This is a genomic window from Pseudomonas sp. BS-2016 (assembly GCF_001806145.1).
Taxonomy (GTDB): domain Bacteria; phylum Pseudomonadota; class Gammaproteobacteria; order Pseudomonadales; family Pseudomonadaceae; genus Aquipseudomonas; species Aquipseudomonas lundensis.
This window is the reverse complement of record NZ_MLCT01000013.1, coordinates 123,640-149,244: the sequence shown is the minus strand read 5'-3', so window position 1 is coordinate 149,244 and position 25,605 is coordinate 123,640. Positions and strand designations below refer to the sequence as shown.

Below are 25,605 nucleotides of genomic sequence, written 5' to 3'. Positions count from 1 at the left end.
TTGTCCTGAAAATCTTCTGCCTACTTTTTGCTCCTCACTGCCCGCCGCCTTCAGGAGCTGCACCATGCCCATCCCGTTCAAACGTGCTCTGCGCCGCCTCGCCGCCCCCACACTCATTGGCTTGCTGGGCTACTTGCCCTGGCTGGCGCAGGCTGAGGACCTGAAACACATCCGCATCGCCGTGCCCGACCTGAGCGCTGGCGCGCAACACAGTGGAGGCGGTATCAGCGACGTCCTGCGCAGCCAGCAACTGCTGGAAAAAGCCTTTGCCGAAGACGGCGTCACCATCGACTGGAAATACTTCAAAGGCGCAGGGCCGGTGATCAACGAAGCGTTCGCCAATGGCCAAGTCGACTTCGCTTACCTGGGCGATCTGGCGGCCATCATCGGCAAAGCCAATGGTCTGGACACCCGCCTGTTGAGCGCGGCGGCACGAGGCAACAAGCAATACCTGGCCGTGGTGCCGGGCTCGGGGATCAAAACCCTGCACGACCTCAAGGGCAAACGTGTCGGCCTGTTCCGTGGCACCGCGACCCAACTGTCGTTCGACGCCGCGTTGGCCAGCGTGGGCCTGAGTGAGAAGGACCTGAAAGTCATCAACCTGGACTTCAACGCCGCCGTGGCAGCCCTGGCCGCCCAACAGATCGATGCCTCGTGGGGCGGTTCCAACCTCAGCTCGCTGCAGGCCAAAGGCCTGGCCGAAATCCCGTTGACCACCAAAGATTTAAACAACGCAGGCAGCGTCCAAAGCGTACTGGTAGGCGCGGGCGCGTTTGTCGATGCGCACCCGCAAGCCGTGGCCAAACTGCTCAAAACCCAGGAGCAAGCGGTGCAATGGCTGACCAACGACGCCAACAAACCGGCCTACATCCAACTGGTTTCGGGGCTGGCCAGCTACCCGCCGCAGATCCTTGAGCAAGACCTCAAGGACCAAACCTTCAGCGAGGTTTTCCCGTCGCAACTGGACCCGGTATTCCTGGCCACCCTGCAAGACTCAGTCACCCTGGCCGCTCAACAGCGGCTGATCCGCAAAGCGTTTCACGTCAGCGACTGGGTTGCCCCGCCGCTGGCCGCCGCCACCCGCTAATCCCTTCGCCCCACCACCGTCAAACACGATGAGGTTCTTACGATGAGCACTGCCGCATTAGCTGTGAAAACTGACGTACACGCCTTGGACATCCATCCGGTCGCGGGGCGCATCGGCGCTGAAATCCGCGGGATAAAACTGTCCGGCGACCTCGACCCGGCCACCGTGGACGCCATTCAACAGGCGCTGCTGACCCACAAAGTGATTTTTTTCCGCAACCAGACCCACCTCGACGATCAACGCCAGGAAGCCTTCGCCCACCTCTTGGGTGAACCCATTGCCCACCCCACCGTGCCGGTGCGTGACGGCACCCAATACCTGATGGAACTGGATGGCGCTCAAGGACAACGCGCCAACTCCTGGCACACCGACGTCACCTTCGTGGATGCCTACCCAAAAGCCTCGGTGCTGCGCTCGGTACTGGCCCCGGCGTCGGGAGGCGACACCGTGTGGGCCAACACCGCCACGGCTTACGCCAAGCTGCCCGCAGACCTGCAAGAACTGGCTGACAAACTCTGGGCGGTTCACAGCAACGAATACGACTACGCCAGCGCCAAACCCGATGTCTCGGCAGAAAAGCTCGAACGTTATCGCAAGGTCTTTACCTCGACCGTGTATGAAACCGAACACCCCGTGGTGCGCGTTCACCCGGTGAGCGGTGAGAAGAGTCTGGTGCTGGGGCATTTCGTGAAACGTATCAAAGGGTATTCACAAGCCGACTCGGCGCACCTGTTCAACTTGCTGCAAAGCCACGTGACCCGTCTGGAAAACACCGTGCGCTGGCGCTGGAACACCGGCGACGTGGCCATCTGGGACAACCGCTCTACGCAGCACTACGCCATTGACGACTACGGCACTCAAGAGCGCATCGTGCGCCGCGTGACCCTGCAAGGGGATGTGCCGGTGAGCGTACAAGGGCACCGCAGCCAGACCACTAAAGGCGCCTGACCCGTTGCCATTCCTCCAACCCTCTCCCGATGGGAGAGGGTTTTTGTTTGCCCGGCGTTACCACACGCCGATCTGCACCACCTTCTGCGCCTGAGGTTCGCCATACCGAAAGCTCTCCGCGCGACGGTCCACTTCCTGATGGCTGATGGTGGTCCTGCGCTTGAGCCCGCGCAGCCAGTCGAACAAATACCCCGCATGCTGTTCACGCACCGCCGCATACGCCGGGTCAGCCCCCAGGTCGTTCAGCTCCTGCGGGTCGTTTTCCAGGTCAAACAACTGCGCTCGAAAGCCGTCATACGCCAAGTACTTCCAGCGTTCGCTGCGCACCATGGTCATGCGGCAACGATCGATCGGCTGACCCAGCCGTTCGCGGGCCGGTGCCTGAAACGCGTAGTCATATTCGCTGATCGCATAGTCGCGCCATGCGGGGTTCTGGCCGTGCAACAACGGAATCAACGAACGCCCCTCCAGACGATGCTCCGCTCCACTCACCCCCAGCGCCTGCAAAAAGGTCGGCAACGCGTCGATGGTTTCAGCCAGTCGCGCGTCCACCGTGCCCCGCGTGACATCTGCGGCGGCCCGAGGGTCGCGCACAATCAACGGCACACCCACCGCGGGCTCCAGCAAAAACTCCTTTTCGCCTAACAAGTGATCACCCAAAAAGTCGCCGTGGTCACTGGTGAACACAATCAGCGTGTCGTCCCAGCGGCCCGTGCTGTGCAGCAGGTCGAACAGGCGTCCCAGTTGATCGTCGACCTGTTTGATCAGGCCCATGTAGGTCGGAATCACGTTCAGGCGCACGTCCTCGCGGGAGAAGTTCAGGCTTTCCTCGTGCTGTCGAAACGCCGTGTAGACCGGGTGATCGCTGGGCGTTTGAGCACGGATCGGCGCCAGCACCTGCGCAGCGCCATACAGCGCGTGATAAGGCGCCGGAGCGATGTAGGGCCAGTGCGGTTTGATGTAGGACAAATGCAGGCACCACGGCTGCTCACCTTGCTCCTGAATGAAGTCGATGGCGCGGTCTGTGGTGAAGACGGTTTCGGAATGTTGCTCCAGCACACGGGCCGGCAGGTGGGCGTTGCGCATTTTCCAGCCGCTCAGGATCTCGCCCGTGGGCCCGGCCCCGGCATTGGCCCAGTCATGCCACGGGTTTGCACCGTCGTAACCCAGATCGCGCAGGTAATGGGTGTACGGCGCCGCGTCACGCTTGTCATCGAACAGGGGGCTATCAGGGTAAATCCCGTCATGGCGGGCGTAGGCTTCAAAGCCCACCTCATTGAAGGCTTCTGCCTGCTGGCTGTCAGGGTCGATAGCCAGCCGCTGTAAGGCATCGACATTGGCCGTGGCGTGGGTTTTACCCACCAGAGCCGTGCGAATGCCGTGCGGACGCAGGTAATCCCCTAGCGTCAGTTCTTCCAGAGGCAATGGCACAGCGTTCCACGCCACTTGGTGGCTGCTGACGTAGCGCCCGGTGTAGGCCGACATGCGCGACGGCCCGCAGATCGTGCCCTGGGTGTAGGCACGGCTGAAACGAACGCCCGCCGCGGCCAGCCGGTCGATGTTGGGCGTGTGCAAGTGCGGGTGGCCGTAGCACGACAAATAATCGCGACGCAGTTGGTCGCACATGATGTAGAGCACGTTTTTGACAGGTTGCAGCTGTGGCATGGGGGTTCACCTTTTGACAGATCAGGTGACCGATTTCGCGCGAGCACGGCGCCAGCGACAAGCGCATTTGGTGAATGGCATTGATGCACGGCGCGCATGCCCCGGCGGGCTCAGATGGCGAAATTCTCCAAGCCGCACACATCATGGTCGTCGCTGTCATCCAGCGCCTTGATCTGTTCGATCATGGCCTGGGCCAGTGGCGACAGGCGCACCGCCGCACGACTGACGATGCCGTAGCGGGTGTAAAGCGCGTCCTGATCGTCTGCCAGCTCATCGACGGCGATACGCACCAGATCGCCTTTGGCGTACAAAAAAACATCGCTGTACGCACCGCAAATACCGATGGCGTCGCTGCTCAGCACCACGCTCATCAGGCTGAACGGGCTTTCGCATTCCACATTCGGTGCGTAGTCGAGACGGCCACTGAGTTGCACCAGCACTTTGCGCAGGTTTGGCGGGCGGATGGTCACCGCCAGTGGATAACTCAACAGCTCGGCGGCACTGACGCTGTGGCGCCCGGCCAACGGGTGACCCGCCCGGCAGCAGAAATGCCAGCGGCGCGGCCGTAAGCGCTGGGTGATGTAAGCCGGATCAGCCTCGAAATTGCGCGTATCCGCGACGAAAAACTCAAACTCTTCATCCTGCAAGCGCTTGCTCAGGCGTTGCCAGTCGTCCACCTGAAAATGCACCCGCGCCTTGGGATAACGCCCGATGAAGCGTCCGATGGCGCGCGGCACCAGGCCAGACGCTGGCGCCGGGCCGCAGCCGAAATGCAGCTCACCCGCCTCCAGCCCATTGAACTGATTGATCTCATTGGCCATTTGCCGTGCGCCGCTGACCAGTCTGCGGGCGTGCTCCAGCAACACCTGACCCTGTTTGGTGGGCGCCAGGTCTTTACGCCCGCGATCCACCAACGGGCAACCGACGCTGTGTTCCAGCGCCTGAATGCTACGGCTGAACGCCGATTGCGACAGGTTTACCGCCTGCGCACCCGCAACAAAACTGCGCTGCTCAGCGAGGGCAATGAAGTGACGAAGTTGGCGCAGGTCGATATGCATTTTTCACATCAAAAATATCCGGGAAATGCATTGGCTATGCATTAGGTCGGTTCCTTATAAAGGCAATCTCTTATGCAGTAAATATCTGTCAAAACATAAACAAATAACTTTTAGGAATATGCAGTTGTGTGTATTTCGCCCCACAGGAGCCGTCCATGCGCCCATCTCCACTCGCCCTGCCGTTACCTTCGAGGCCTTTCAAGCGCTTGCCGCTGGCGTTGTTCATGGCGGGCTGTGCCAGCGGCTCGATGACCTGGGCGGCGGATGAAACCCCTGCGCCAGACGCCTCGCCTGCGATCAAGGCAAGCCCTGCCAACGCCGATGGCAGCCAGCTGCAAACGGTGACGGTCACGGCGCGGCGCCGCGAGGAAAGCGCGCAAAACGTGCCCACGCCGATGAGTGTGATCAGCGGCCAGACCCTGGAGGCGCAGCGCATCTACCGCATTCAGGATTTGCAGCAACTGGTGCCCAGCGTGAACGTAGCCTACATGCACGCCCGCCAGTCCAGCGTGTCGATCCGCGGCCTGGGCAACAACCCGGCCAGCGATGGTCTGGAGGGCAGCGTCGGTTTGTACATCGACAACGTCTACCTCGGGCGTCCCGGCATGGCCGTGTTCGACCTGATGGACATTGAACAACTGGATGTCCTGCGCGGCCCGCAAGGCACGCTGTTCGGCAAGAACACCACCGCCGGGGTCATCAACATCAGCACCGGGGCACCGACCTTCACCCCGGAACGCAGCATCGAAACGTCGGTAGGAGAGCAGGGTTACTTTCAGACCAAGGGCACGATTTCCGGGCCGCTGACCGATGAGCTGGCCGGGCGCTTTTCGGCGTACCGCACCCGCAGTGACGGCGACATCAAAAACGAATTCGACGGCAACAAGCTCAACGGCGGCTCCCGTGAGGGCTTTCGCGGGCAACTGCTCTACAAACCGAACGATAATTTCAACCTGCGCTGGATCGGTGATTACAACGAAGAAGACTCCAGCGCCGGTACCCGTACGCTGTTCAGCACCGGGCCGACCATCAATGGGGTGAACCCCTACTCAGCGCGGGCGGCCGCCGTGGGCGCGACCCTGGTCAACGGTTCACACCGCAAGGTCAACCTCGACAGCCAACAAGCCGTGACCGTGTTTCAGGGCGGCACCTCGCTGGAAGCCAACTGGACACTGCCCAACGACTTCACCCTGACGTCGGTCAGCGCTTACCGCTGGTGGGATTTCACCCCCCGCAACGATGACGGCCTCGATGTGCCGGTGGCCTACAACGCTGGCGTTTCGGTGAAGGACAAACAGTGGTCGCAGGAATTTCGCCTCGCGTCGCCGACCGGCGGCTTCTTCGATTACGTGGTCGGCGCGTACTACTTCGGCTCTGATCTGGATAACAAATCCTTCAGCTACTACGGGCCCAAGGCGGACATCTGGAACGGTACGCCGACGGGCGCGCTGGCCAATGTCTCGACCCTGGGCAAAGGCCATATCGACACCAACAGTTTTGCGCTGTTTGCCCAAGGCACCTGGCATTTGACCCCCAAGCTGGATTTCACCGCCGGGCTGCGCGGCACCTATGAGGAGAAAAGCGCCTCGGTGGAACGCAACGCGCCAGTGGGCGGGGTCGCCGTGACCGGGGCCGCTGCCACGGCCCGCCGGGCGAGGGTCGGGGCTTACGACTCCGGGGGCTTGAACCAGTACAGCACCAGCCCGTCAGGCTTGCTCAACCTCAGTTATCACTTCAACGACAACCTGCTGGGTTACGCGACCCTGAGCCACGGCGAGAAATCCGGCGGGGTCAACCTGACCGTGGGTTCTGCGCCCACGGCCGGGGCCGATTCGCTGTTGATCGGTGCCGAACGCGCCAACAATGCCGAGCTGGGTCTCAAGAGCACGCTGTGGGACCGCCGCCTGCAACTCAACGCCAACCTGTTCTGGACGCAGGTCAACGGCTACCAGACCACGGCCTATGACGACGCCACGCGGGCGCAATACCTGACCAACGCCGGGTCGGTGCGCTCACGCGGGGTCGAGTTCGAAAGCACATTGATCCCTGTGCGCGGGCTGACATTGAACGTCAACGGTTCTTACAACGACGTGCGCTACCTCTCGTACAAGGACGCCCCGTGCCCGCCAGAAGTGAGCTTGCGTCCGGGGGCGCCTGCGTCCTGCGACCTGAGCGGGCATCAGGTGGTCGGCGCGTCGAAATGGATCGGCAACGTGAACGGCGAATACAAGTGGGACCTCAACGACGGACTCGAAGAGTACGTCACCGCCAGCTATGCCTATCGCTCCAAAGCCGTGGGCACCGTTGAAGACTCGGCCTACGCGCAAATCCCTGGCTATGCCGTCGTCAACTTATCCACAGGCCTGCGGGGCGATTTCCACCAAGGGCAGTGGGACGTTTCGCTGTGGCTGAAAAACGCCTTCGACAAAACCTATTACACCACCCTGTGGAGCGCAGGCAACGGCGGCTATGAAGGCCTGCTGGGCTCGCCGCGCACCTTGGGCGTCACCGGCCGTTACGACTTCTAACTGACTCAGGATATTCATGATGAAAACCCTCCCTTCTGTGGTGTCGTGGTTGATTGCCGGCAGCTTGCTCAGTGCTGTCGCGCACGCCGCGCCCAGCGTGTACCCCACCGGCGTAACCCGTTATGACCCGGCCAAAGCCTACAACCAGTACGTCATTTTCAGCGGTGCGGATAAGCAAACGCACCTGATCGACATGAACGGCAACGCCGTGAAAACGTGGCCACACGCGGGCTTTCCCTCTGCGATCATCGACCCGACGTTGGTGGGCGGCGAGCGCGGCCATGTGTTGTTGCAACTGAGCGACAAGGCCCCCGGCCCGCTGGGCTCGGCCGGCAACGGGCTGGGCAACCGCAGCGTGGGCGAGCTGGACTGGCACGGCAACGTGATCTGGCAGTGGGGCGATAAGGCCCCCGGTGGCGCGGCGCAGCAGCATCACGATCAACGGCGCTTGAGCAACGGCAACACGCTGGTGCTGGCAAACAAGGTGCATGCGGTGGCCGGGTTCAAGGTGCCACAGGTGATTGACGACGCGATCTATGAAGTCAGCCCCGACGGGGCAGTGACCTGGCAATGGCTGGCGTCCGAGCATTTGAACGAGTTTGGCTTCACTCCCGAACAGTTAAAACTGGTGTACGCCACCCCAAACCCGGACTACCTGCACATCAATAACCTGAGTGTCGTAGGCCCCAACAAGTGGTTCGACGCCGGTGACAAGCGCTTCGCGCCCGATAACCTGCTGATCGACTCACGCAACGCCAACTTCATCGCCATCCTCGATAAATCCAGCGGCAAGGTGGTGTGGAGTCTCGGCCCGAACCTGCCTGCCATCAACCCCAAAACCAGTCAGGCACTGCCTCGCCCGGTGGACCAGTTCGTCGGCCAGCATGACGCGCACATCATCCCGGCCGGTCTGCCCGGCGCGGGCAATGTGCTGGTGTTCGATAACCAGGGATCGGCGGGTTACCCGTCTGCCACGCTGGGCCTTATCAGCGGTTCGCGGGTGCTGGAAATCGATCCTCAAACCCGAGAAATCGTCTGGCAATACACCGCGGCCGATTCCACGCAGCCGGGCTGGGCGTTTTACAGCTCGTTCATCAGCAGCGCGCGTCGCTTGCCCAACGGCAATACGTTGATTGATGAGGGCATGAACGGGCGGTTCTTTCAGGTCACGCGCCACGGGGACATCGTTTGGGAGTACGTGAGCCCTTACCTGGGCAAGGCACCGGGCAGCGAAGCGATCAGTAACTGGGTGTACCGCGCCTTGCCGGTGAATTACGACTGGGTGCCACAGGGCACACCGCGCGAGCAGACCGCCGTGCTTGCGCCCTCGGCCGTGCTGCAACCGACCAACGCCAGTCGCTAAGCGCGCAGGAGTCAGACCATGGGCAATCTCCAGACCGCCGAACAGACGTGGCCAACGGTGCCCGGCGCCGAGCTGCTGAACCTGGGTCGGGCATACCGGCGGCCGTTGGGCCAGTTGCGTTTGCAGCGTGCGCCCACGGCAGTGCTGCGCCGTCGTGAAGCATGGGCCCTGGCGGTGGTGGTGCTGTTGCTGCACGGCGGGGTGCTGCTGTGGGTCAGCCTGAACCCCGCGCCTGCGCTGCCGATTGTGCCGCCCGAGGTGCCGCCGATGACGATTGAATTTTCCCGACCGGCGCCACCGGTGGTAGAGCCAGCACCGCCCGCGCCCGCGACACCGGTGGTTGAACCGCCGCCGGTGGAAGACGCACTGGCGAGCAAACCGCCACCGCCCAAACCGCTGCCAACCCCTCAGCCCAAACTCAAACCCAAACCAGTCGCCAAACCGGTGGCCAAACCCGTTGTTGCGCCTGCAACGCCCGCGCCGCCCACACCACAGCCTGTGGCGCCGCCATCACCGCCCGCTCCCCCGGCGCCTGCACCGGTCACGCCGGCCTCGGCCAACGCCGGGTATTTGAAAAACCCGGCGCCCGAGTACCCCTCGCTGGCGTTGCGCCGTGGCTGGGAAGGCACGGTGTTGCTACGGGTTCAGGTGTTGGCCAGCGGAAAACCGGGCGAGATTCAGGTTCAGAAAAGCAGCGGGCGCCAACAGCTCGATGACGCTGCGCTGAACGCCGTTAAACGCTGGAGCTTTGTCCCGGCCAAGCAGGGCGATGTCGCTCAGGTTGGCTGGGTCAGCGTGCCGATTGATTTCAAGATTCATTGATTGCCTGTCCCCCTTTTTTAGAGAGCGTATCGACCATGACCTTATTGGCATCCCCCCTCGCATCGATTGAAAGCGCCGTCATTTGGCTGTTGGTGATTTTTTCGCTGGCCACGTGGGGGCTGGCGTTGATTAAAGGCGTGCAGTTCTCGCGGCTCAAGGCCCAGGACCGCGCGTTCCATAAGCGATTCTGGGCCGCTTCAAGCCTGGAGGCGGCCGCCGAACTGAGCGAGAGTTATCCCGGCGCGGCGGCCCGCGTGGCGCAGGCCGGTTATGCGGCCATTCAGGTGGGCGAGGGCGCTCAGGTCGACGACCTGAGCCACGCGATCAACCATCAGGACCGCCTGGAACGCGCCTTACGCCAACAAATCGTGCGTGAACGGCGCTCGCTGGAAAGCGGCCTGGCGATAGTGGCCAGCATCGGCAGCACATCGCCGTTCGTGGGGTTGTTCGGCACCGTGTGGGGGATCATGGAAGCCTTGAAAGGCATCAGCATCGCGGGCTCGGCAAGCCTTGAAACCGTGGCCGGGCCAATTGGTGCGGCGTTGGTGGCGACCGGCGTGGGGATTGCCGTCGCCGTGCCTGCGGTGCTGGTTTACAACTACTTTTTGCGACGCCTGAAGCTGACGGCGGCCGACCTCGACGACTTCGCGCACGACTTCTATAGCCTGGCGCAGAAAAGTGCGTTCCGGGTGCTGATCCATCCGGCAGCCCGCAAAACGGCCGCGCACCCTGTGAAGGAGGCCTCCTGACATGTCTTTTTCAACCCAGGACAACGACGAAGTGCTGAGCGAGATGAACGTCACGCCGCTGGTGGACGTCATGCTGGTGCTGCTGGTGGTGTTCATCGTCACCACGCCCATGCTGACCAACGCCATCCCGATCAACCTGCCCAAGACCGACGCCGTGGCCCCGGCGCCACAAAAAGACCCGGTGGTGGTGAGCATCAATGGCGCGGGGCAACTGTTCATCAACAAAGACCCGGTTGAGCCCGCGCGGTTAGCGTTCAACCTGCAAGGCGCCAAGGCCCGAGACCCTGACATCCGCGTGCAGTTACAGGCCGATGAAGGGGTGAACTACGGCGAAGTGGCGCGGGCCATGGCCTCCATTGAACGGGCGGGCATTACCAAAGTGTCGGTGATAACGGCGCGCTGAAATCCGTGCACAGCGCAGCAGAACGCGCCTGCTAATCAGTTTTAGTTATTAATAAATAGCTTCTTATTCCTTAGCGAATCTAAAAGCCGTCCCTATACTGACCCGGTAACACACCCAAGCAGGAGGCGCACACCCATGGGCAACGAGTCGATTCGCTATCTGATAGTGCCGGGCTGGCAAGGTTCGTCCGACGATCATTGGCAAACCCACTGGCAGAACAGCCTGCCCAACGGTGCCCGTGTGGAACAGGCTGACTGGTTGACGCCACGTCGCGAAGACTGGATCGCGGCCCTGGCCGAAGCGATTGCCGCCGACAGCACGCCGGTGATTCTGATTGCCCATAGTCTGGGCTGCATCACCGTGGCGCATTGGGCCGAGCGGGCACCTGCCAGCCTGTTGAGCCAGGTGCGTGGCGCGCTGCTGGTGGCGCCGGCCGATGTCGAACGCCCGGCCTGTGCGCCAGCCCTGCGTAACTTTGCACCGATTCCAACGCGGCCTTTGCCGTTCCCGAGCCAGATCGTCAGTTCCGATAACGACCCGGCCGTGAGCGCACCCAGGGCGATGGAGTTTGCCCGCCAGTGGGGCGCGGAGATCGGGATCATCAGCGGCGCCGGGCACATCAACGTCAAGTCCGGGCATCAGCGCTGGGAGCAAGGTTTCGCCTTTTTGTATCGCCTGCAAACCCGCATAGAGCACGACGCCCTGCGCCGCGCATGATTTTTCTGTAACGCCCGCGCCCTCCCTGCGGCGGCGGGCGGGAGCCTGCCATGAGCCTGCATGAAACTTTCGGTCAGCCGCTGCTGACGTTTCCCGACGCTGAAAAAAGCCCGCTGAGCATTCGCGCCAAGGCGCTGGTGTTTGTCGACCCGCGCTCACGCCAATTGCGCAACGACCTCGAACTGTTGGCGCCGCGTTCGCTGCCCGTGCTGATCCGGGGCGAGACCGGCACCGGCAAGGAACTGCTGGCCCGCCACATTCATCGCGCCAGCGACCGCACCGGTTTGTTCGTGTCGGTGAACTGCGGCGCGATCAGCCCGACCTACGCCGACGCCGAGCTGTTTGGTTACGCTGCCGGGGCCCACAGCAGTTCTGCCAGCAGTCGCGCAGGCTGGTTCGGGTCGGCCAATGGCGGCACCTTGTACCTGGACGAGATCGGGGATTTGCCGCTGGCGATTCAGATCAAGCTACTGGCCGCGCTGGAAAACCACGAAGTCACCCGCGTGGGCGCGCATCAACCCAACCCGGTGGATGTGCGGCTGGTGGCCGCCACCAGCATCGATCTGGCGCAGGCGGTCGCGGCGGGCAAGTTCCATGAACGGCTGTATCACTATTTGAGCGAAGGCCGGCTGGACTTGCCGGCCTTGCGCGAACGGCCGGGGGATATTTTGTCGCTGGCCGAATACTTTTTAGGCATCTACAGCCAGCGGCTGAACCTGAGCGTGCCTTTTATCAGCGACAGCGCACAGCGTGTACTGGAGCGCCACAGTTGGCCGGGCAACACCCGCGAGCTGGAGAACGTGATCCATTTTGCGTTGCTGGTGAGTGCGGGTGAGGAGATCCAGCCCGAGCATTTGAACCTGCCAGATGCGCTGAGCCAGATCGAACGGTTCATCAAGGGCGCCACCGAACAGGAACGGGCGGCGCTCAAAGAGTGGCTGCGGTAAGGCCAGTGCCGCCGTGTGCCTCAACCGAGACTGTAAATAACCAATTGATATAAGCGCCAGATTAAAAATTATTATTAGGGAATAAAGAATCTCGGTATTGTCGGCTCCGTCATCCAAATCAAGCCGTCATTCGAACGGCCACGTACGTAGGGGCATTGCATGAAAAAGGTTCTGTTGTTTACCGCATTGGCGGCTGCTTTGACGGCAGGCTTGGCACAGGCTGGCGAGAAACTGGTGGTGGCTGCAACCCCGGTTCCCCACGCCGAAATCCTTGAACTGATCAAACCGGCCCTCGCCAAAGAAGGCGTGGACCTGGACATCAAAGTCTTCACCGACTACGTGCAACCCAACGTGCAGGTCGATCAGAAGCGTCTGGACGCCAACTATTTCCAGACCCTGCCGTACTTGCAGAGCTTCAACGAAGGGAAAGGCACTCACCTTGAAACCGTGATCGGCGTTCACGTTGAACCGTTTGGCGGTTACTCGAAGAAGGTTAAATCGCTGGCCGAACTCAAAGACGGCGCAACCATCGCGATCCCTAACGAAGGCAGCAACAGCGGCCGTGCGTTGATCCTGCTGCAAAAGGCCGGTTTGATCGAACTCAAAGACCCGACCAACGCCGTCGCGACGCCGAAAGACATCGCCAAAAACCCGCACAACTTCAAGTTCAAAGAGCTTGAGTCCGCCATGCTGCCGCGGGTGCTGGATCAGGTCGACCTGGACATGATCAACACCAATTACGCACTGGAAGCAGGCCTGAACCCGGCTAAAGATGCCTTGCTGATTGAAGGTTCAGACTCGCCTTACGTGAACTACCTGGTGGCACGCCCTGACAACAAGAACAGCGAAGCGATCCAGAAGCTGGCCAAAGCCCTGACCAGCCCTGAAGTCAAAGCGTTCATTGAGAAGAAATACAACGGTGCCGTGCTGCCAGCGTTTTAACCCGGGCTGCGTCATCGCAAACGCCGACGGCTTGCACAGCGTCGGCGTTTTTTATGGTTTGTCACATGACCTAGCAACATCGATAGGTAGGCGACGTGCGTTTTAAGGTGAATGCTGCAGGTCTTTAAAACAAGCCTGCACACCCTATGACCTGCGTGCGCTATCGCTACGATCCACTGGATCGCCTGATCGCCAACCAAGTGGACACCACCCCGTCCGTGCAGCACTTTTATAACCGTGAGCGTTTAAGCACTCGGCTGCACGGTGATCAGGGTCAGTCGGTCTTTCACTATCAAAACCAACTCTTGGCAACGACAGACACCACCAGCGCACAGCTGCTGGCGACTAACCTGCAACGCAGCGTTTTGCACACGCTCAGTGCTAGCGGCAGTCACGCGTCAGGGTATGGCCCCTATGGCTATCCGTGCGCTCAACATGCCCAGCAGAGTCTGTTGGGGTTTAACGGAGAATTGCCTGACCCTGTTACCGGTCACTATCTGCTCGGTAATGGCTATCGGGCATACAACCCCGTGTTAATGCGCTTCAACAGCCCGGACCGATTAAGCCCGTTTGGCGCGGGGGGGATCAACACCTATGCCTATTGCAAAGGGGACCCGGTGAATCGGGTGGACCCCAGCGGGCGATTACCCCTGGACGCTATTCTTTCTATAGCACTCGGAACACTCGCTTTGGCTAACGGTATCAATGGGGCCGTGCCCGGTATCGGGTTTTGGGGCGCGCTCAAAAGCCTGAAAAAGAAACCCATCTCGATCGCTGCCGTGGCGAAAGTCGCCGGTACAGGAGTGGGCATCACAGCCAGTGCCGTCGGTTTGAGCCGGCAACTGGCGGCATCCCAGGGAGAGGGGCAGAACGATAATGCATTTGCTTGGTCAATGCTGGTCCTCTCGGCGCTGGGTTTAGCGGCAGGTATTGGTGCTAACGCGTTCGGCTGGAGAGCGATGCGCCTCCAGGCCAGACAGGCAAAAGCCAATGCAGCCTACGTGGAAACCCACGATTTTCTTAACAGCCTCCCACAGGGTTCCAGAATCCAATCTCCCGTGACTAACCGCGCTACGCCCGCCTCATCAGCAAACGTCTCCAGATCCTCTTCGTCAGCAGGGGCTCGCCCTGAGCCTTCAGCACCGCCCCCCGAGGAGGTTTTTCAGGACTCTGTCAGAAACCTGGAAAGACAAAATCATGTGTTAAAAGAGCTGGCCAAGATCCAGACGACCGCTGGAAAGATCAGACGAAGCACCCTGTAATCTGCGCACTGCCCTCCCGGAAAGTCCCGCCTCCCTACGAACGACCCACCCCATCATGTGTTCCCATCGATGGATAACGCGCTAACGGGCCAACGCCAGCGGCTTTCATATGCGCAACTTCCCACAAAGAAACAGACATGATTACCTGTCACCACACATAGAATCCCACGGACACTGAACCCTGTTCTACGCTGTCAGTCGTATCGTCAGCTAAAACAGCATCACGCAAAGGAGCCTGCATGGCTGGTCCACGAAGTATGGGTATGTTGGGCGTCAGCCTGGTGGTATTGCTGACCGCGTGCGGTAAAGAAGCCCCCAAAGAGCCTCTGTCGCCACGGGTGTATGTACAGCAAGTGAACACACGTGAATTTGCTCCCCCGATTCAACTCAGCGGTGACATTCAGGCGCGGGTCGAAACCCAGCTTTCCTTCCGCGTGGGCGGCAAGATCATCGAGCGCAGCGTGGACGTTGGCGATCACATTCAGGCCCATCAAGTGCTGGCACGCCTGGACCCCAAAGACTTGAAAATCCAGGTCGCCACGGCTCAGGCCAGCGTCAGTGCCCAGCAGGCGCAAGTGGTGCAGACCCGCGCCGCATTTATTCGTCAGCAAAAACTGCTGCCAAAAGGCTATACCAGCCAAAGTGAATACGATGCCGCCAACGCCGCGCAGCAGAGCGCGCAAAGTGCGCTGGCCGCCGCTCAGGCGCAGTTGGCCAACGCCCGCGAACAGTTGAGTTACAGCAACCTCGAAGCCGAAGCGCCGGGCGTCATCACGGCGCGGCAGGCCGAAGTGGGGCAAGTGGTACAGGCCACCATGCCGATTTTCACCCTGGCCCGCGACGGCGCCCGGGATGCGGTGTTCAACGTCTACGAGTCGCTGTTTATCGAACCGCCCAAAGACCCGACCGTGCAGGTCACGCTGTTGAGCAACCCGCAGATCAAGGTCAAGGGCCAGATCCGCGAAATCACCCCCACCGTGGCCGCCCAAAGCGGCACCCTGCAAATCAAGGTGCAGCTCGATGAACTGCCCAAGGGCATGGATTTGGGCTCGATTGTTACCGTCAACCTGACCCCGCCGCCGAGCCGCAGCATCGAACTGCCCTGGTCGGCGCTGACCAAAGACGTCAGCGAGCCCGCCGTGTGGCTGGTGGACGGCACTAACAACGTGCGCCTGCAACGGGTCAAGGTCGGGCGTTACCTGACCGGCAGCGTGATCATCAATGAAGGCCTCAAAGACGGAGAGCAGGTGGTGGTCGCAGGCGGACAACTGTTGCACCCCGGCATGCAGGTCGAAATTGCCCCCACGCCAGCCGGAGGCACTCAACTATGAAGCCTCTGTGGATGGTGCCCCTGGCGGCCGCCCTGCTGGTCGGTTGCTCTGAAGAAAAAGCCCCCGAGCCGGTGCGCCCCGCGCTGTTCGTGGTGGTCCAGCCCGAGCTGAGGGAACACTTCGGCCGCTTTGCCGGCACGATCGAAGCCCGCTACGAAAGCACGTTGGGCTTTCGTGTGCCGGGGCGCATTGTGCGGCGGTATTACGACGTGGGCGCGGTGGTCAAACAGGGCGATATTCTGGCCAACCTCGACCCCACCGATCAGCAGAACCAACTGCGTTCGGCGCAAGGCGATCTGGCCAAGGTGCAGGCACAGCTCATCAACGCGCAGGCCAACGCCCGGCGCCAGCAAGAACTGTTCGACCGTGGCGTCGGCGCCCAAGCGCAACTCGACACCGCCCAGGCCGACCTGAAAACCACCGCCGCGTCGATGCAACAGGCCGTGGCGGCGGTCAATCAGGCGCAAGACCAACTCAGTTACTGCAACCTGCGCGCTGACCATGACTCCGTCATCACCGACTGGAAGGCCGAAGCGGGCCAAGTGGTGAGCATCGGTGAAGAGGTCGTCACGCTGGCCCGCCCCGAAATCAAGGAAGCCGTGATCGACCTGCCGGGGCCATTGGCCGAGGCGTTGCCCAAAGGCATCGAATTTCAAGTGGCAGGGCAGCTCGATCCCAACGTGAAAACCACCGCCCGTGTGCGGGAAATCGCCCCACAGGCCGACAGCGCCACCCGTACCCGGCGTACCCGCCTGACACTGGACCAGACGCCACTCGCGTTCCGCCTGGGCAGTTCGGTCAGCGTGACGGTCAGCAGCCCGATTGCCGAGCATTTCGAGCTGCCCGTCACCGCCCTGCAAGAAACCGACGGCAAAACCCGCGTATGGATCATTGACACGCCCTCGCACACCGTCAGCCCGCATGAGGTCACTGTGCTGCGCCGCGACGCGCACACGGCGCTGTTGAGCGGCGGCCTTAAAGGCGGCGACAAAGTGGTCATCGCCGGGGTCAACAGCCTCACGCCCGGACAGAACGTCAGACTGGATAAGGAAAGCTCGCAATGAATGGGAAGAAGTTCAACCTGTCCGAGTGGGCCCTGAAGCATCAGTCGTTTGTCTGGTATTTGATGTTCGTCTCGGTGCTTGCCGGGATCTTTTCGTACATGAACCTGGGGCGCGCCGAAGATCCGAGCTTCGCCATCAAAACCATGGTGATCCAGACCCGCTGGCCGGGCGCCACGGTCGATGAAACCATGCTGCAGGTCACGGACCGGATCGAGAAAAAACTCGAAGAACTCGACTCCCTCGACTACGTACAAAGCTACACCCGACCCGGTGAATCCACGGTGTTCGTGTTCCTCAAGGACACCACCGAGGCCAAGGCGATCCCACAGATCTGGTACCAGGTGCGCAAGAAGATCGACGACATTCGCGGCGACTTCCCCCAAGGCATTCAAGGCCCGGGGTTCGACGACGAATTCGGGGATGTGTACGGCACGATTTACGCCTTCACCGGCGACGGCTTCACCATGCGCCAGCTGCGCGACTACGTCGAGCACGTGCGCACCGGGATTCGCGACGTGCCCAATCGCGGCAAGGTGATGACCATTGGCGAACAGGACGAAACGTTCTACCTGAACTTCTCGACTCGCAAACTGGCAGCGCTGGGGCTGGATCAGCAGCAAGTGCTGCAAAGCCTGCAAGCCCAAAACGCCGTGACCCCGGCCGGGGTGATCGAGGCGGGGCCGGAGCGCATGTCGGTGCGCACCTCCGGGCAATTCCACACCACAGAAGACCTCGAAGCCGTCAACCTGCGGGTCAATGACCGGTTCTATCGCCTGGCGGACATTGCTGAAATCAGCCGGGGTTACGTTGACCCCGCCGAGCCGATGTTTCATTACAACGGCAAACCCGCCATCGGCCTGGCCATCGCCATGAACGATGGCGGCAACATTCAGGAGTTCGGGCAGCAACTGCAACAACGCATCGAAGACCTGACCGCCGAGCTGCCGCTGGGTGTGGACGTACACATGGTGTCGGACCAGGCCCAGGTGGTTGAAGTGGCCGTGGGCGGCTTCACCAGTGCGCTGTTCGAAGCGGTGATTATCGTGCTGGGCGTGAGCTTTATCAGCCTCGGCCTGCGCGCTGGCCTGGTGGTGGCCATCTCCATCCCGCTGGTGCTGGCGCTGGTGTTTGTGTTCATGGAGTTTGCTGGCATTGCCATGCAGCGGGTGTCGCTGGGTGCGCTGATTATCGCCCTCGGCCTGCTGGTGGACGACGCGATGATTACCGTGGAGGTGATGATTACGCGGCTCGAAATGGGCGAAAGCAAGGAGGAGGCGGCCACGTTTGCCTACCACTCCACCGCCTTCCCGATGCTCACCGGTACGCTGGTGACGGTCGCCGGTTTCGTGCCCATCGGGCTCAACAACAGCTCGGCGGGCGAATACACCTTCACCCTGTTCGCGGTGATTGCCGTCGCCATGCTGGTCTCGTGGGTGGTGGCGGTGCTGTTCGCGCCGGTGCTGGGCGTGCACATCCTCAGCGCCAAGGTCAAACCCAAGCCCGAGAAGCCAGGCCGTCTGGCCCACGCGTTTGATACAGGGTTGCTGTGGTGCATGCGCCATCGGTGGCTCACCATTGGCGCCACCGTGCTGATGTTCGTACTGTCGGTGTTCGGCCTGGGGCTGGTGCAGAACCAGTTCTTCCCGTCGTCGGACCGACCTGAAATTCTGGTGGACCTGAACCTGCCGCAAAACGCGTCCATCGCTGAAACCCTCAAGGTCACTCAGCGCTTTGAGGAAACCCTCAAGGGCGACCCGGACATCGTGCGCTGGAGCAGTTACATCGGCGAAGGGGCGATCCGTTTCTACCTGCCGCTGGACCAGCAATTGCAAAACCCGTTCTTTGCGCAACTGGTGATCGTCAGCACCGGGCTTGAGAGCCGCGATGCGTTGATGGCGCGACTGGAAAAACGCCTGCGCGACGATTTTGTGGGCGTCGGCACCTTCGTCCACACCCTTGAACTGGGGCCTCCCGTGGGGCAGCCGCTGCAATACCGGGTCAGCGGCCCGAACATCGATCAAGTGCGTAAACACGCGATTGATCTGGCCACGGTGCTGGATGCCAACACGAACGTGGGCGAAATCAACTTCAACTGGAACGAACCGGGCAAAGTCCTGCGCATCGACATTGCTCAGGACAAAGCGCGCCAGTACGGTTTGTCATCCGAAGACGTGGCGCGCGTGATGAACAGCATCGTCAGCGGCGCGGCGGTCAGTCAGGTCAAAGACGACATTTATTTGATCAACATTGTCGGCCGGGCGGTGGGCACCGAGCGCGATTCCCCGGAAACCCTGCTTAACCTGCAAATCACCACCCCGAGCGGCACCTCTATCCCGCTACTGGCCTTTGCCTCAGTGCGTTACGAACTGGAGCAACCGTTGATCTGGAGCCGTGACCGCATCCCGACCCTGACTCTCAAGGCTTCGGTACGCGGCAGCATGCAGCCGACTGATCTGGTCGCCGACCTCAAACCAGCGATTGATAAGTTTGCGGCCGACCTGCCGCGTGGCTACACGCTGCAAACCGGCGGCACGGTGGAGCAAAGCGCCAAGGCGCAAGGCCCGATCGCGCACGTGGTGCCGTTGATGCTGTTTTTGATGGCGACCTTTTTGATGATCCAGTTGCAGAGCGTGCAGAAGATGTTTCTGGTGGCCAGCGTCGCGCCGCTGGGGCTGATCGGCGTGGTGCTGGCGCTGGTGCCGACCGGCACGCCCATGGGCTTTGTGGCGATCCTCGGGGTGCTGGCGCTGGTGGGCATCATCATTCGTAACTCGGTGATTCTGGTGACACAGATCGACCAGTTCGAGCGCGACGGCTACGACCCGTGGCACGCCGTGGTGCAAGCGACTGAACACCGTCGTCGGCCGATCTTGCTCACCGCTGCGGCCGCCAGTCTGGGCATGATCCCGATTGCCCGCGAAGTGTTCTGGGGGCCGATGGCCTACGCCATGATTGGCGGCATCATCTCTGCCACCTTGCTGACCCTGCTGTTCCTGCCCGCGCTGTACGTGGCCTGGTACAAAATCAAGGAGTCGAAGGAGCCAAGCCCGGTCGCCAAATAATCGAGGCAGGGGGCGTGTTCGCGAGGCCTAAGGAGGGGCCAACGCCCCAACCCGCTACCGCAGAAAGAAGGTGGCAGCTGTGCGCGGGTGTGCAAGACCGGTTACCTACCCACCCGGCAGACCCTGGGGTCTCCCGCGCACAACCGCCATAACGCCAGTTGCAGGCGCGGAGCCTAGCAAGCGAAATGGAACGTTGGAATCGGTAGGGACAGGCTTGCACACCTGACCGCTGAAAATTCAGCGACGGCGCGGACTATAGGCAGCCCGTAACGGCCATCACAATGGGGGCAAACGCAAGCAAGCCTGATCCCACAACAGTCAGGGAAAGGTCCGTAGAGTCGGCCGACCCCGCGTTACCTGCTGACGAGCAACAAGGCCAAGCACGCCCACAACCACAAGCCCGCCCATGGCGGACGGGCTTTCAGTCAGACCGCAGCACCACGACCCCCAGCACATCGCAGCCCTCTTGCAACAACAGCGAAGTCGCTTCACACACGGCGTTTAAGTCCTGCTGGGCACTGCTGGTGGCGCTCAAGCAGGACACACTGCGCAACAAATTCTTGGCCGCCTGAAAGCGCTGCTCGGCACAACAAAGCAGAGCAGACACAGAGGCGCGGGTATCAATCAGAAGAACGTCGGAGCCGACAGGGTTGTCGGTTTGCGGAAGAAAGTGCGACATGGCGAAGCTCCAATAGGGTGAGGAGCCACTTCAATCAGCTTGCACGCAGAAAGAGGGTGGCAGCTGTGCGCGGGTGTGCAAGACCGGTTATTGGGACCCGGCAGACCCTAAGATCTCCCGCGCACAACTGCCATAACGCAGGTGCAGGCGCGGAGCCTACCAAGCGATATGACAAGTTGAAATCCAATAATCGGGCTTGCACGCCCGGACGCTGAAAATTCAGCGACGGCGCGGACTATAGGCAGCCCGTAACGGCCATCACAATGGGGGCAAACGCGAGCAAGCCTGATCCCACAACAGTCAGGGAAAGGTCCGTAGAGCTGGCCGACCCCGCGTTGCCGGCTGATGAGCAACGAGGACAAGCCCGCCCAGGGCGGGCGGGCTTATGACCATCAACGCACCAAATGCAGGAACTGCATGTGGCGCTCGTACTGGTCGAGGATGTCGTTGATGATTTGCTCTTTGGTGTAGCCCGTCAGGTCGTAGTCCTGGCTGCCTTCACTCAAGTGCACTTCGGCGCGGTAGTAACGGCGGTTACGCAGCTCTTTGGGCCCCATGCCACCCCGGGCGAACGACGGGGTGAAGTAGCCGCGCATCTGCACCTGGTACACGAACGGGTGTTCGTCACCGTGGCCGATTTCAAGGCTGACGTTGTCGTTGGCCGGGTCGGGCTGGGTGACCACGTTGAGGCCTTTCTCAAGGAACACCGCGCTCACTTCTTCAATCGCCGGGCGCACGGTGGTGTCCATGAAACGGTACACCTCGTCACGGGACGGGAAGTGCACGGCCTGACTCAAGCGCTGACGCCAGCCGCCACGCCCGCGGCGCGAAGCCGAGACCGGTGCCAGTGAGTGCATTTGCGCGATTTTCTTCTGCGACTCCAGATAGAACGCCTTGTGCAGGCCCCACATCATCAGCAACAGAATCAACGAGAACGGCAAGGAGGTCAGCACCACCGCCGACTTCAGTGCATCGATGCTGCCGGAGAACAACAGCGCACTGGTGACCAGCGCCGTCATCGCCCCCCAGAACACGCGCAGCCATTTCGGGCCGTCTTCGTCCGCGCTACCGCCACGGGCCGACAGGGTGGACAGCACCACGGTGCCGGAGTCGGCCGAGGTCACGAAGAACACAAAACTGATGAACACCGTCACGGCGATCACGGTTTTGCTCCACGGGTAGGTTTCCAGCAGCAAGTACAGGGTGCGCGACGGGTCGTCGATGGCCGACTGGCCTAGGGCAACCATGCCGTGGTTGAGCACTTGGTCGATGGCGCTGTTGCCGAAGATCGACATCCACGCCAGGGTGAAGCCCAACGGGATCAGCAGCACGCCAAACACGAACTCACGGATCGTCCGGCCACGGGAAATGCGCGCAATGAACAGGCCCACAAACGGCGACCATGCGATCCACCAGGCCCAATAGAACACGGTCCAGCCACCCAGCCAGTCGCTTGGCTTGTCGTAGGCGTACACGTCGAAACTCTTGGTCGGCAGCGAGCCGAGGTAGTCACCGATGTTTTGCACCAGGGTGTTGAGCAAATGCTGGGTCGGCCCGGCAAACAGCACAAACAGCAGCAGGGCGCAGGCCAGTAGCATGTTGATGTCGGACATCACCCGCACGCCTTTATCGACGCCAGCAATCGCCACCAAAATGGCAGCGCCCATCATCAGCGTGATCAGGCCCACCTGCACCCATTGGGTGTGTGGCATGCCAAACAGGTAGTCGAGGCCAGAATTGAGGTGCAGCACCCCAAAGCCCATGTCGGCGCCCAGACCGAACACCGTGGCAATGATGCCGAAGCCATCCACGGCGTAGCCGATAGGCCCGTTGATACGCTTGCCAATCAGCGGGTAAAGCGCCGAGCGCAGCGCCAGCGGCAGGTTGTGGCGGTACGCAAAGTACGCCAGCGCCATGCCGACAAACGCAAACACACCCCAGCCGTGCAAGCCCCAGTGCAAGAACAGCAACTGCATGCCCTGACGCGCAGCCTCGGCGTTACCGGCCGGGCCTTGCGGCGGGTTGAGCATGTGCGTCAGGGGTTCTGAAACGCAGAAGAAAAATAGCGTGATGCTGATCCCGGCGGCGAAGAGCATGCCCGCCCAGGACAGGTAACTGAACTCAGGTTCGTCGTGGTCGGCACCGAGCTTGATCTTGCCGTAGCCGGACAAGGCGGTGACGACCACGAAGATCAGATACAGGGTCATCGCTAGCATGTAGTACCAGCCGACCGTATTGGCCGCCCAGTTTTGTGCTGCCAGCAGCCATTCACCGGCCGCGGCGGGCATGGCAATCACCACCACGCCAAAGATCAGGATAAAGATCGCCGCGAAGTAGAAAACCGGCGGGTTCATGCGGATGGGGGACGTCTCGGACGTCAGCGGTACACTCATCGGATGTGCACCTTATAGAGGTAAAACGTGAGCAAAAAGAGCGGGTTCGGCAAAGGTAAGCCTCCTGTTGTGAGCGGGCAGCGGACCACCGTTTTAAGTTGAACGAGTATTCAAGTTAAACATGGATGGCCTTTTAGAACTAATCGCTGCCTACGGCTTCACGTCTAATACGTTAGCGCGTGGCAAGGTATGACACATGGCCATGATCAACGTTCAGCCGTTGTCCCAAGGGCCTATCAGCGCGATGCGGGCGCCTCAGGAAGGGACGCGTTTTCGCCGCTGAAAAAAAATGGAAAAAAATTTACCTCCGGGGCATATCGATCAAAAAACAGACAAATCCAGCGGCCGAATCGCCCCCATCCAGATCGCATGCTCGGTGTGATCCAGCAGGTCGTCGCCCGTTTCGGGGTGTAGAAACACCACCAGCCCGTTGCGATGCAGCGCCAGCCACGGCAAGACCACGCCGATCAACTCAGGGCCAAATGCCAACTGGCAGCTCCAATCGGGGTGCGGGCCGACCGGTTTTTCGTGGACGCGGCCCATTTGCAGCTTGAAAAGGCGCGTGGCTTCTTCAGCGAGGGCGCGCGCCTGGTCGAGGGTCGTGGCGTCGAAGTAGAGGTGGGCGTGATAGCCCTTGATGCGTTGCATGAGTACCTGTCGAAGACGATGCCAAGGCTTGAGGTGTGCTGCTTTACAGCGCCAGCAACCGGCGCAATTGCACCAGTGCGGGGGCCGTGTCCGGGCGCACGCCGCGCCACAGGTAGAAGGCTTCTGCGGCCTGTTCGGCCAGCATTCCCAAGCCGTCCATGACCTGCCCCGCGCGGTGTTCGGTGGCCCACGCACAAAACGGCGTTGGCTCTTTGCCATACATCATGTCGTAGCACAGGGTGTTGCCCGGCTCGATCAGGCTGCTGGCAATGGGCGGGACTTCACCGGCCAGGCTGGCCGATGTCGCGTTGATGATCAGATCGACCGGTTCACGCAGCCAGTCAAAACCACTGGCGGCCACGGGGCCAAGGTCGCTGAACAGTTCGGCCAGTTGTTCGGCTTTTTCGACCGTGCGGTTGGCGATGGTCACTGAGGCCGGGCCTTGCGCCAAAATCGGCTCCAGCGCGCCACGCACCGCGCCGCCTGCGCCCAGAATGAGGATGCGCTTGCCCTTGAGGCTGAACCCCGCATTGACCGTCAAATCACGCACCAGCCCGGCGCCGTCGGTGTTGTCACCCAGCACACGGCCATCGGCCAGTTTGCTCAGGGTGTTGACCGCGCCAGCCCGTTGCGCACGAGCGCTCAACTGATGGGCAAAGCGGTAGGCCTGCTCTTTGAAGGGCACGGTGACATTTGCCCCGCGTCCTTGTGTGAAAAACGCGGTGGCGCAACCCGTAAAATCATCCAGCGGCGCCAGCAGGGTGTCGTACTGCATGGCCTGCCCGGTTTGCTCGGCAAACAGACGGTGCAGCACCGGCGATTTGCTGTGGGCGATCGGGTTACCAAAAACGACGTAACGGTCCATCAGGCAAATTCCTCGGGCAATGTCAGGCGTTGGCCAGCCAGTCTCGGTCTTGCAGGAAGTAGTCAGTCAGACGCGCTTCCGGGCTGCCAGGCTCGGCTTTCCAGTCGTAGCCCCAGCGCACCTGTGGCGGCAACGACATCAGGATCGACTCGGTACGGCCCCCGGACTGCAGGCCGAACAAGGTGCCACGATCGTAGACCAGATTGAACTCGACGTAGCGGCCACGGCGGAATTCTTGAAACTCGCGCTGCTGTGCTGTGTATTCATCCGCCTTGCGGCGCTGAACGATGGGCAGGTAAGCGTCGATATACGCATCGCCAATGGCACGAATGAAAGCGAAGCAGGTGTCGAAGTCCCACGCGTTCAGGTCATCAAAGAACAGGCCGCCGATGCCACGGGGCTCGTTGCGATGCTTGATGTGGAAATAGGTGTCGCACCAGGCCTTGTAACGCGGGTACACCTCGGCGCCAAACGGCGCGCATGCCTGCTCGGCAATACGGTGCCAGTGCACGCAGTCTTCTTCGACGGCGTAGTAGGGCGTGAGGTCGAAACCGCCACCGAACCACCAGACCGGCTCTTCGCCTTCTTTTTCAGCGATGAAAAAGCGCACGTTGGCGTGGGAAGTCGGCACATGCGGGTTGTGCGGGTGGATCACCAGCGACACGCCCAGCGCTTCAAAACCACGGCCCGCCAGTTCAGGGCGATGCGCGCTGGCGGACGGCGGCAAACCGCTGCCGAAGACGTGGGAAAAGTTGACGCCGCCTTTTTCGATCACCGAACCGTTTTCGATCACGCGGGTACGACCGCCACCGCCTGCCGGACGCTGCCAGGCGTCTTCAACGAAGCGCGCGCCGCCGTCTTCGGTTTCCAGAGCGGTGCAAATACGGTCTTGAAGGTCAAGCAGATAGGCTTTCACAGCCTCGGTGCGGGTAGTCATGACATCACCTTGAATAGGTCAAAGCTACGCGGCACTTCGTCAGAGCGGGGCCGGCGGCAAAGGGCCGCTAGCATACCACCGCGTCCCGCCTCCTCGCAGTTGACGAAGATCACGCTTAAGCGTTGGATGTAGCCT

General features: G+C 61.3%; 21 protein-coding genes. 14 read left to right on the top strand and 7 right to left on the bottom strand.

What is annotated here, in order from left to right; translation table 11 throughout:
* Nucleotides 1–64: 64 nt before the first annotated feature.
* Both BKD70_RS02630 and BKD70_RS02625 read left to right on the top strand, forming a co-directional pair.
* Nucleotides 65–1,087: an ABC transporter substrate-binding protein gene (locus BKD70_RS02630; RefSeq protein ID WP_047278910.1), complete on the top strand. Its 1,023-nt coding sequence runs from the start codon at nt 65–67 to the stop codon at nt 1,085–1,087.
* A 42-nt stretch (nt 1,088–1,129) separates the two neighbouring features.
* On the top strand, nt 1,130–2,035 hold the full coding sequence (locus BKD70_RS02625) for a TauD/TfdA family dioxygenase (RefSeq protein WP_047278913.1): 906 nt from the start codon (nt 1,130–1,132) through the stop codon (nt 2,033–2,035).
* A 57-nt stretch (nt 2,036–2,092) separates the two neighbouring features.
* Here BKD70_RS02625 and BKD70_RS02620 read toward each other — a convergent pair whose 3' ends face one another.
* The gene (locus BKD70_RS02620) at nt 2,093–3,700 is read right to left on the bottom strand and encodes an alkaline phosphatase family protein (protein WP_047278915.1); all 1,608 of its coding nucleotides are present in this window, start codon (nt 3,698–3,700) and stop codon (nt 2,093–2,095) included.
* Nucleotides 3,701–3,810: 110 nt separating this feature from the next.
* The gene (locus BKD70_RS02615; protein WP_047278917.1) at nt 3,811–4,758 is read right to left on the bottom strand and encodes a LysR family transcriptional regulator; all 948 of its coding nucleotides are present in this window, start codon (nt 4,756–4,758) and stop codon (nt 3,811–3,813) included.
* A gap of 155 nt (nt 4,759–4,913) precedes the next feature.
* Here BKD70_RS02615 and BKD70_RS02610 point away from each other — a divergent pair, with 155 nt between their 5' ends.
* The 12 genes from BKD70_RS02610 to BKD70_RS02555 all read left to right on the top strand — a co-directional run bounded on the left by BKD70_RS02610 (nt 4,914) and on the right by BKD70_RS02555 (nt 19,948).
* Nucleotides 4,914–7,286, top strand: coding sequence for a TonB-dependent receptor (locus BKD70_RS02610; protein WP_047278919.1), 2,373 nt, complete (start codon nt 4,914–4,916; stop codon nt 7,284–7,286).
* Nucleotides 7,287–7,305: 19 nt separating this feature from the next.
* Nucleotides 7,306–8,649: an aryl-sulfate sulfotransferase gene (locus BKD70_RS02605; RefSeq protein WP_047278921.1), complete on the top strand. Its 1,344-nt coding sequence runs from the start codon at nt 7,306–7,308 to the stop codon at nt 8,647–8,649.
* Nucleotides 8,650–8,667: 18 nt separating this feature from the next.
* Complete coding sequence (locus BKD70_RS02600; protein ID WP_047278923.1) at nt 8,668–9,471, top strand: energy transducer TonB; 804 nt, start codon at nt 8,668–8,670, stop codon at nt 9,469–9,471.
* A 35-nt stretch (nt 9,472–9,506) separates the two neighbouring features.
* Entirely contained in the window at nt 9,507–10,220 is a 714-nt protein-coding gene (locus BKD70_RS02595) for a MotA/TolQ/ExbB proton channel family protein (protein WP_047278925.1), read from the top strand.
* A 1-nt stretch (nt 10,221) separates the two neighbouring features.
* On the top strand, nt 10,222–10,623 hold the full coding sequence (locus tag BKD70_RS02590) for a biopolymer transporter ExbD (protein ID WP_047278927.1): 402 nt from the start codon (nt 10,222–10,224) through the stop codon (nt 10,621–10,623).
* A gap of 135 nt (nt 10,624–10,758) precedes the next feature.
* Nucleotides 10,759–11,340, top strand: coding sequence for an alpha/beta hydrolase (locus BKD70_RS02585; protein WP_047278929.1), 582 nt, complete (start codon nt 10,759–10,761; stop codon nt 11,338–11,340).
* A 50-nt stretch (nt 11,341–11,390) separates the two neighbouring features.
* The gene (locus BKD70_RS02580) at nt 11,391–12,287 is read left to right on the top strand and encodes a sigma 54-interacting transcriptional regulator (RefSeq protein WP_047278931.1); all 897 of its coding nucleotides are present in this window, start codon (nt 11,391–11,393) and stop codon (nt 12,285–12,287) included.
* 159 nt (nt 12,288–12,446) lie between these two features.
* A complete protein-coding gene (locus BKD70_RS02575) occupies nt 12,447–13,229 on the top strand; it encodes a MetQ/NlpA family ABC transporter substrate-binding protein (protein WP_047278933.1) in 783 nt (260 codons plus the stop codon).
* Nucleotides 13,230–13,375: 146 nt separating this feature from the next.
* The gene (locus tag BKD70_RS02570; protein ID WP_052892226.1) at nt 13,376–14,491 is read left to right on the top strand and encodes an RHS repeat-associated core domain-containing protein; all 1,116 of its coding nucleotides are present in this window, start codon (nt 13,376–13,378) and stop codon (nt 14,489–14,491) included.
* 239 nt (nt 14,492–14,730) lie between these two features.
* Nucleotides 14,731–15,822 carry an efflux RND transporter periplasmic adaptor subunit gene (locus tag BKD70_RS02565; protein WP_047278935.1) on the top strand — a complete coding sequence of 364 codons (1,092 nt, stop codon included), beginning with the start codon at nt 14,731–14,733 and terminating at the stop codon, nt 15,820–15,822.
* Nucleotides 15,819–16,886 carry an efflux RND transporter periplasmic adaptor subunit gene (locus BKD70_RS02560; protein WP_047278938.1) on the top strand — a complete coding sequence of 356 codons (1,068 nt, stop codon included), beginning with the start codon at nt 15,819–15,821 and terminating at the stop codon, nt 16,884–16,886. The genes BKD70_RS02565 and BKD70_RS02560 overlap by 4 nt, the downstream gene beginning before the upstream one ends.
* Complete coding sequence (locus tag BKD70_RS02555) at nt 16,883–19,948, top strand: efflux RND transporter permease subunit (RefSeq protein WP_047278940.1); 3,066 nt, start codon at nt 16,883–16,885, stop codon at nt 19,946–19,948. The genes BKD70_RS02560 and BKD70_RS02555 overlap by 4 nt, the downstream gene beginning before the upstream one ends.
* Nucleotides 19,949–20,369: 421 nt before the next feature.
* Here the strand turns inward: BKD70_RS02555 and BKD70_RS02550 are convergent, their stop codons facing one another.
* The 5 genes from BKD70_RS02550 to hemF form a co-directional block, all read right to left on the bottom strand.
* Nucleotides 20,370–20,627, bottom strand: coding sequence for a hypothetical protein (locus BKD70_RS02550; protein WP_047278942.1), 258 nt, complete (start codon nt 20,625–20,627; stop codon nt 20,370–20,372).
* A gap of 392 nt (nt 20,628–21,019) precedes the next feature.
* Nucleotides 21,020–22,981 carry a choline transporter BetT gene (gene betT, locus BKD70_RS02545; RefSeq protein ID WP_094987340.1) on the bottom strand — a complete coding sequence of 654 codons (1,962 nt, stop codon included), beginning with the start codon at nt 22,979–22,981 and terminating at the stop codon, nt 21,020–21,022.
* A 360-nt stretch (nt 22,982–23,341) separates the two neighbouring features.
* Nucleotides 23,342–23,668 (bottom strand): DOPA 4,5-dioxygenase family protein, encoded by a 327-nt coding sequence (locus BKD70_RS02540; RefSeq protein ID WP_047278945.1) that lies wholly within the window; start codon nt 23,666–23,668, stop codon nt 23,342–23,344.
* A gap of 43 nt (nt 23,669–23,711) precedes the next feature.
* A complete protein-coding gene (aroE, locus tag BKD70_RS02535; protein ID WP_047278947.1) occupies nt 23,712–24,533 on the bottom strand; it encodes a shikimate dehydrogenase in 822 nt (273 codons plus the stop codon).
* A gap of 22 nt (nt 24,534–24,555) precedes the next feature.
* Complete coding sequence (hemF, locus tag BKD70_RS02530; protein ID WP_047278949.1) at nt 24,556–25,470, bottom strand: oxygen-dependent coproporphyrinogen oxidase; 915 nt, start codon at nt 25,468–25,470, stop codon at nt 24,556–24,558.
* Nucleotides 25,471–25,605 lie beyond the last annotated feature (135 nt).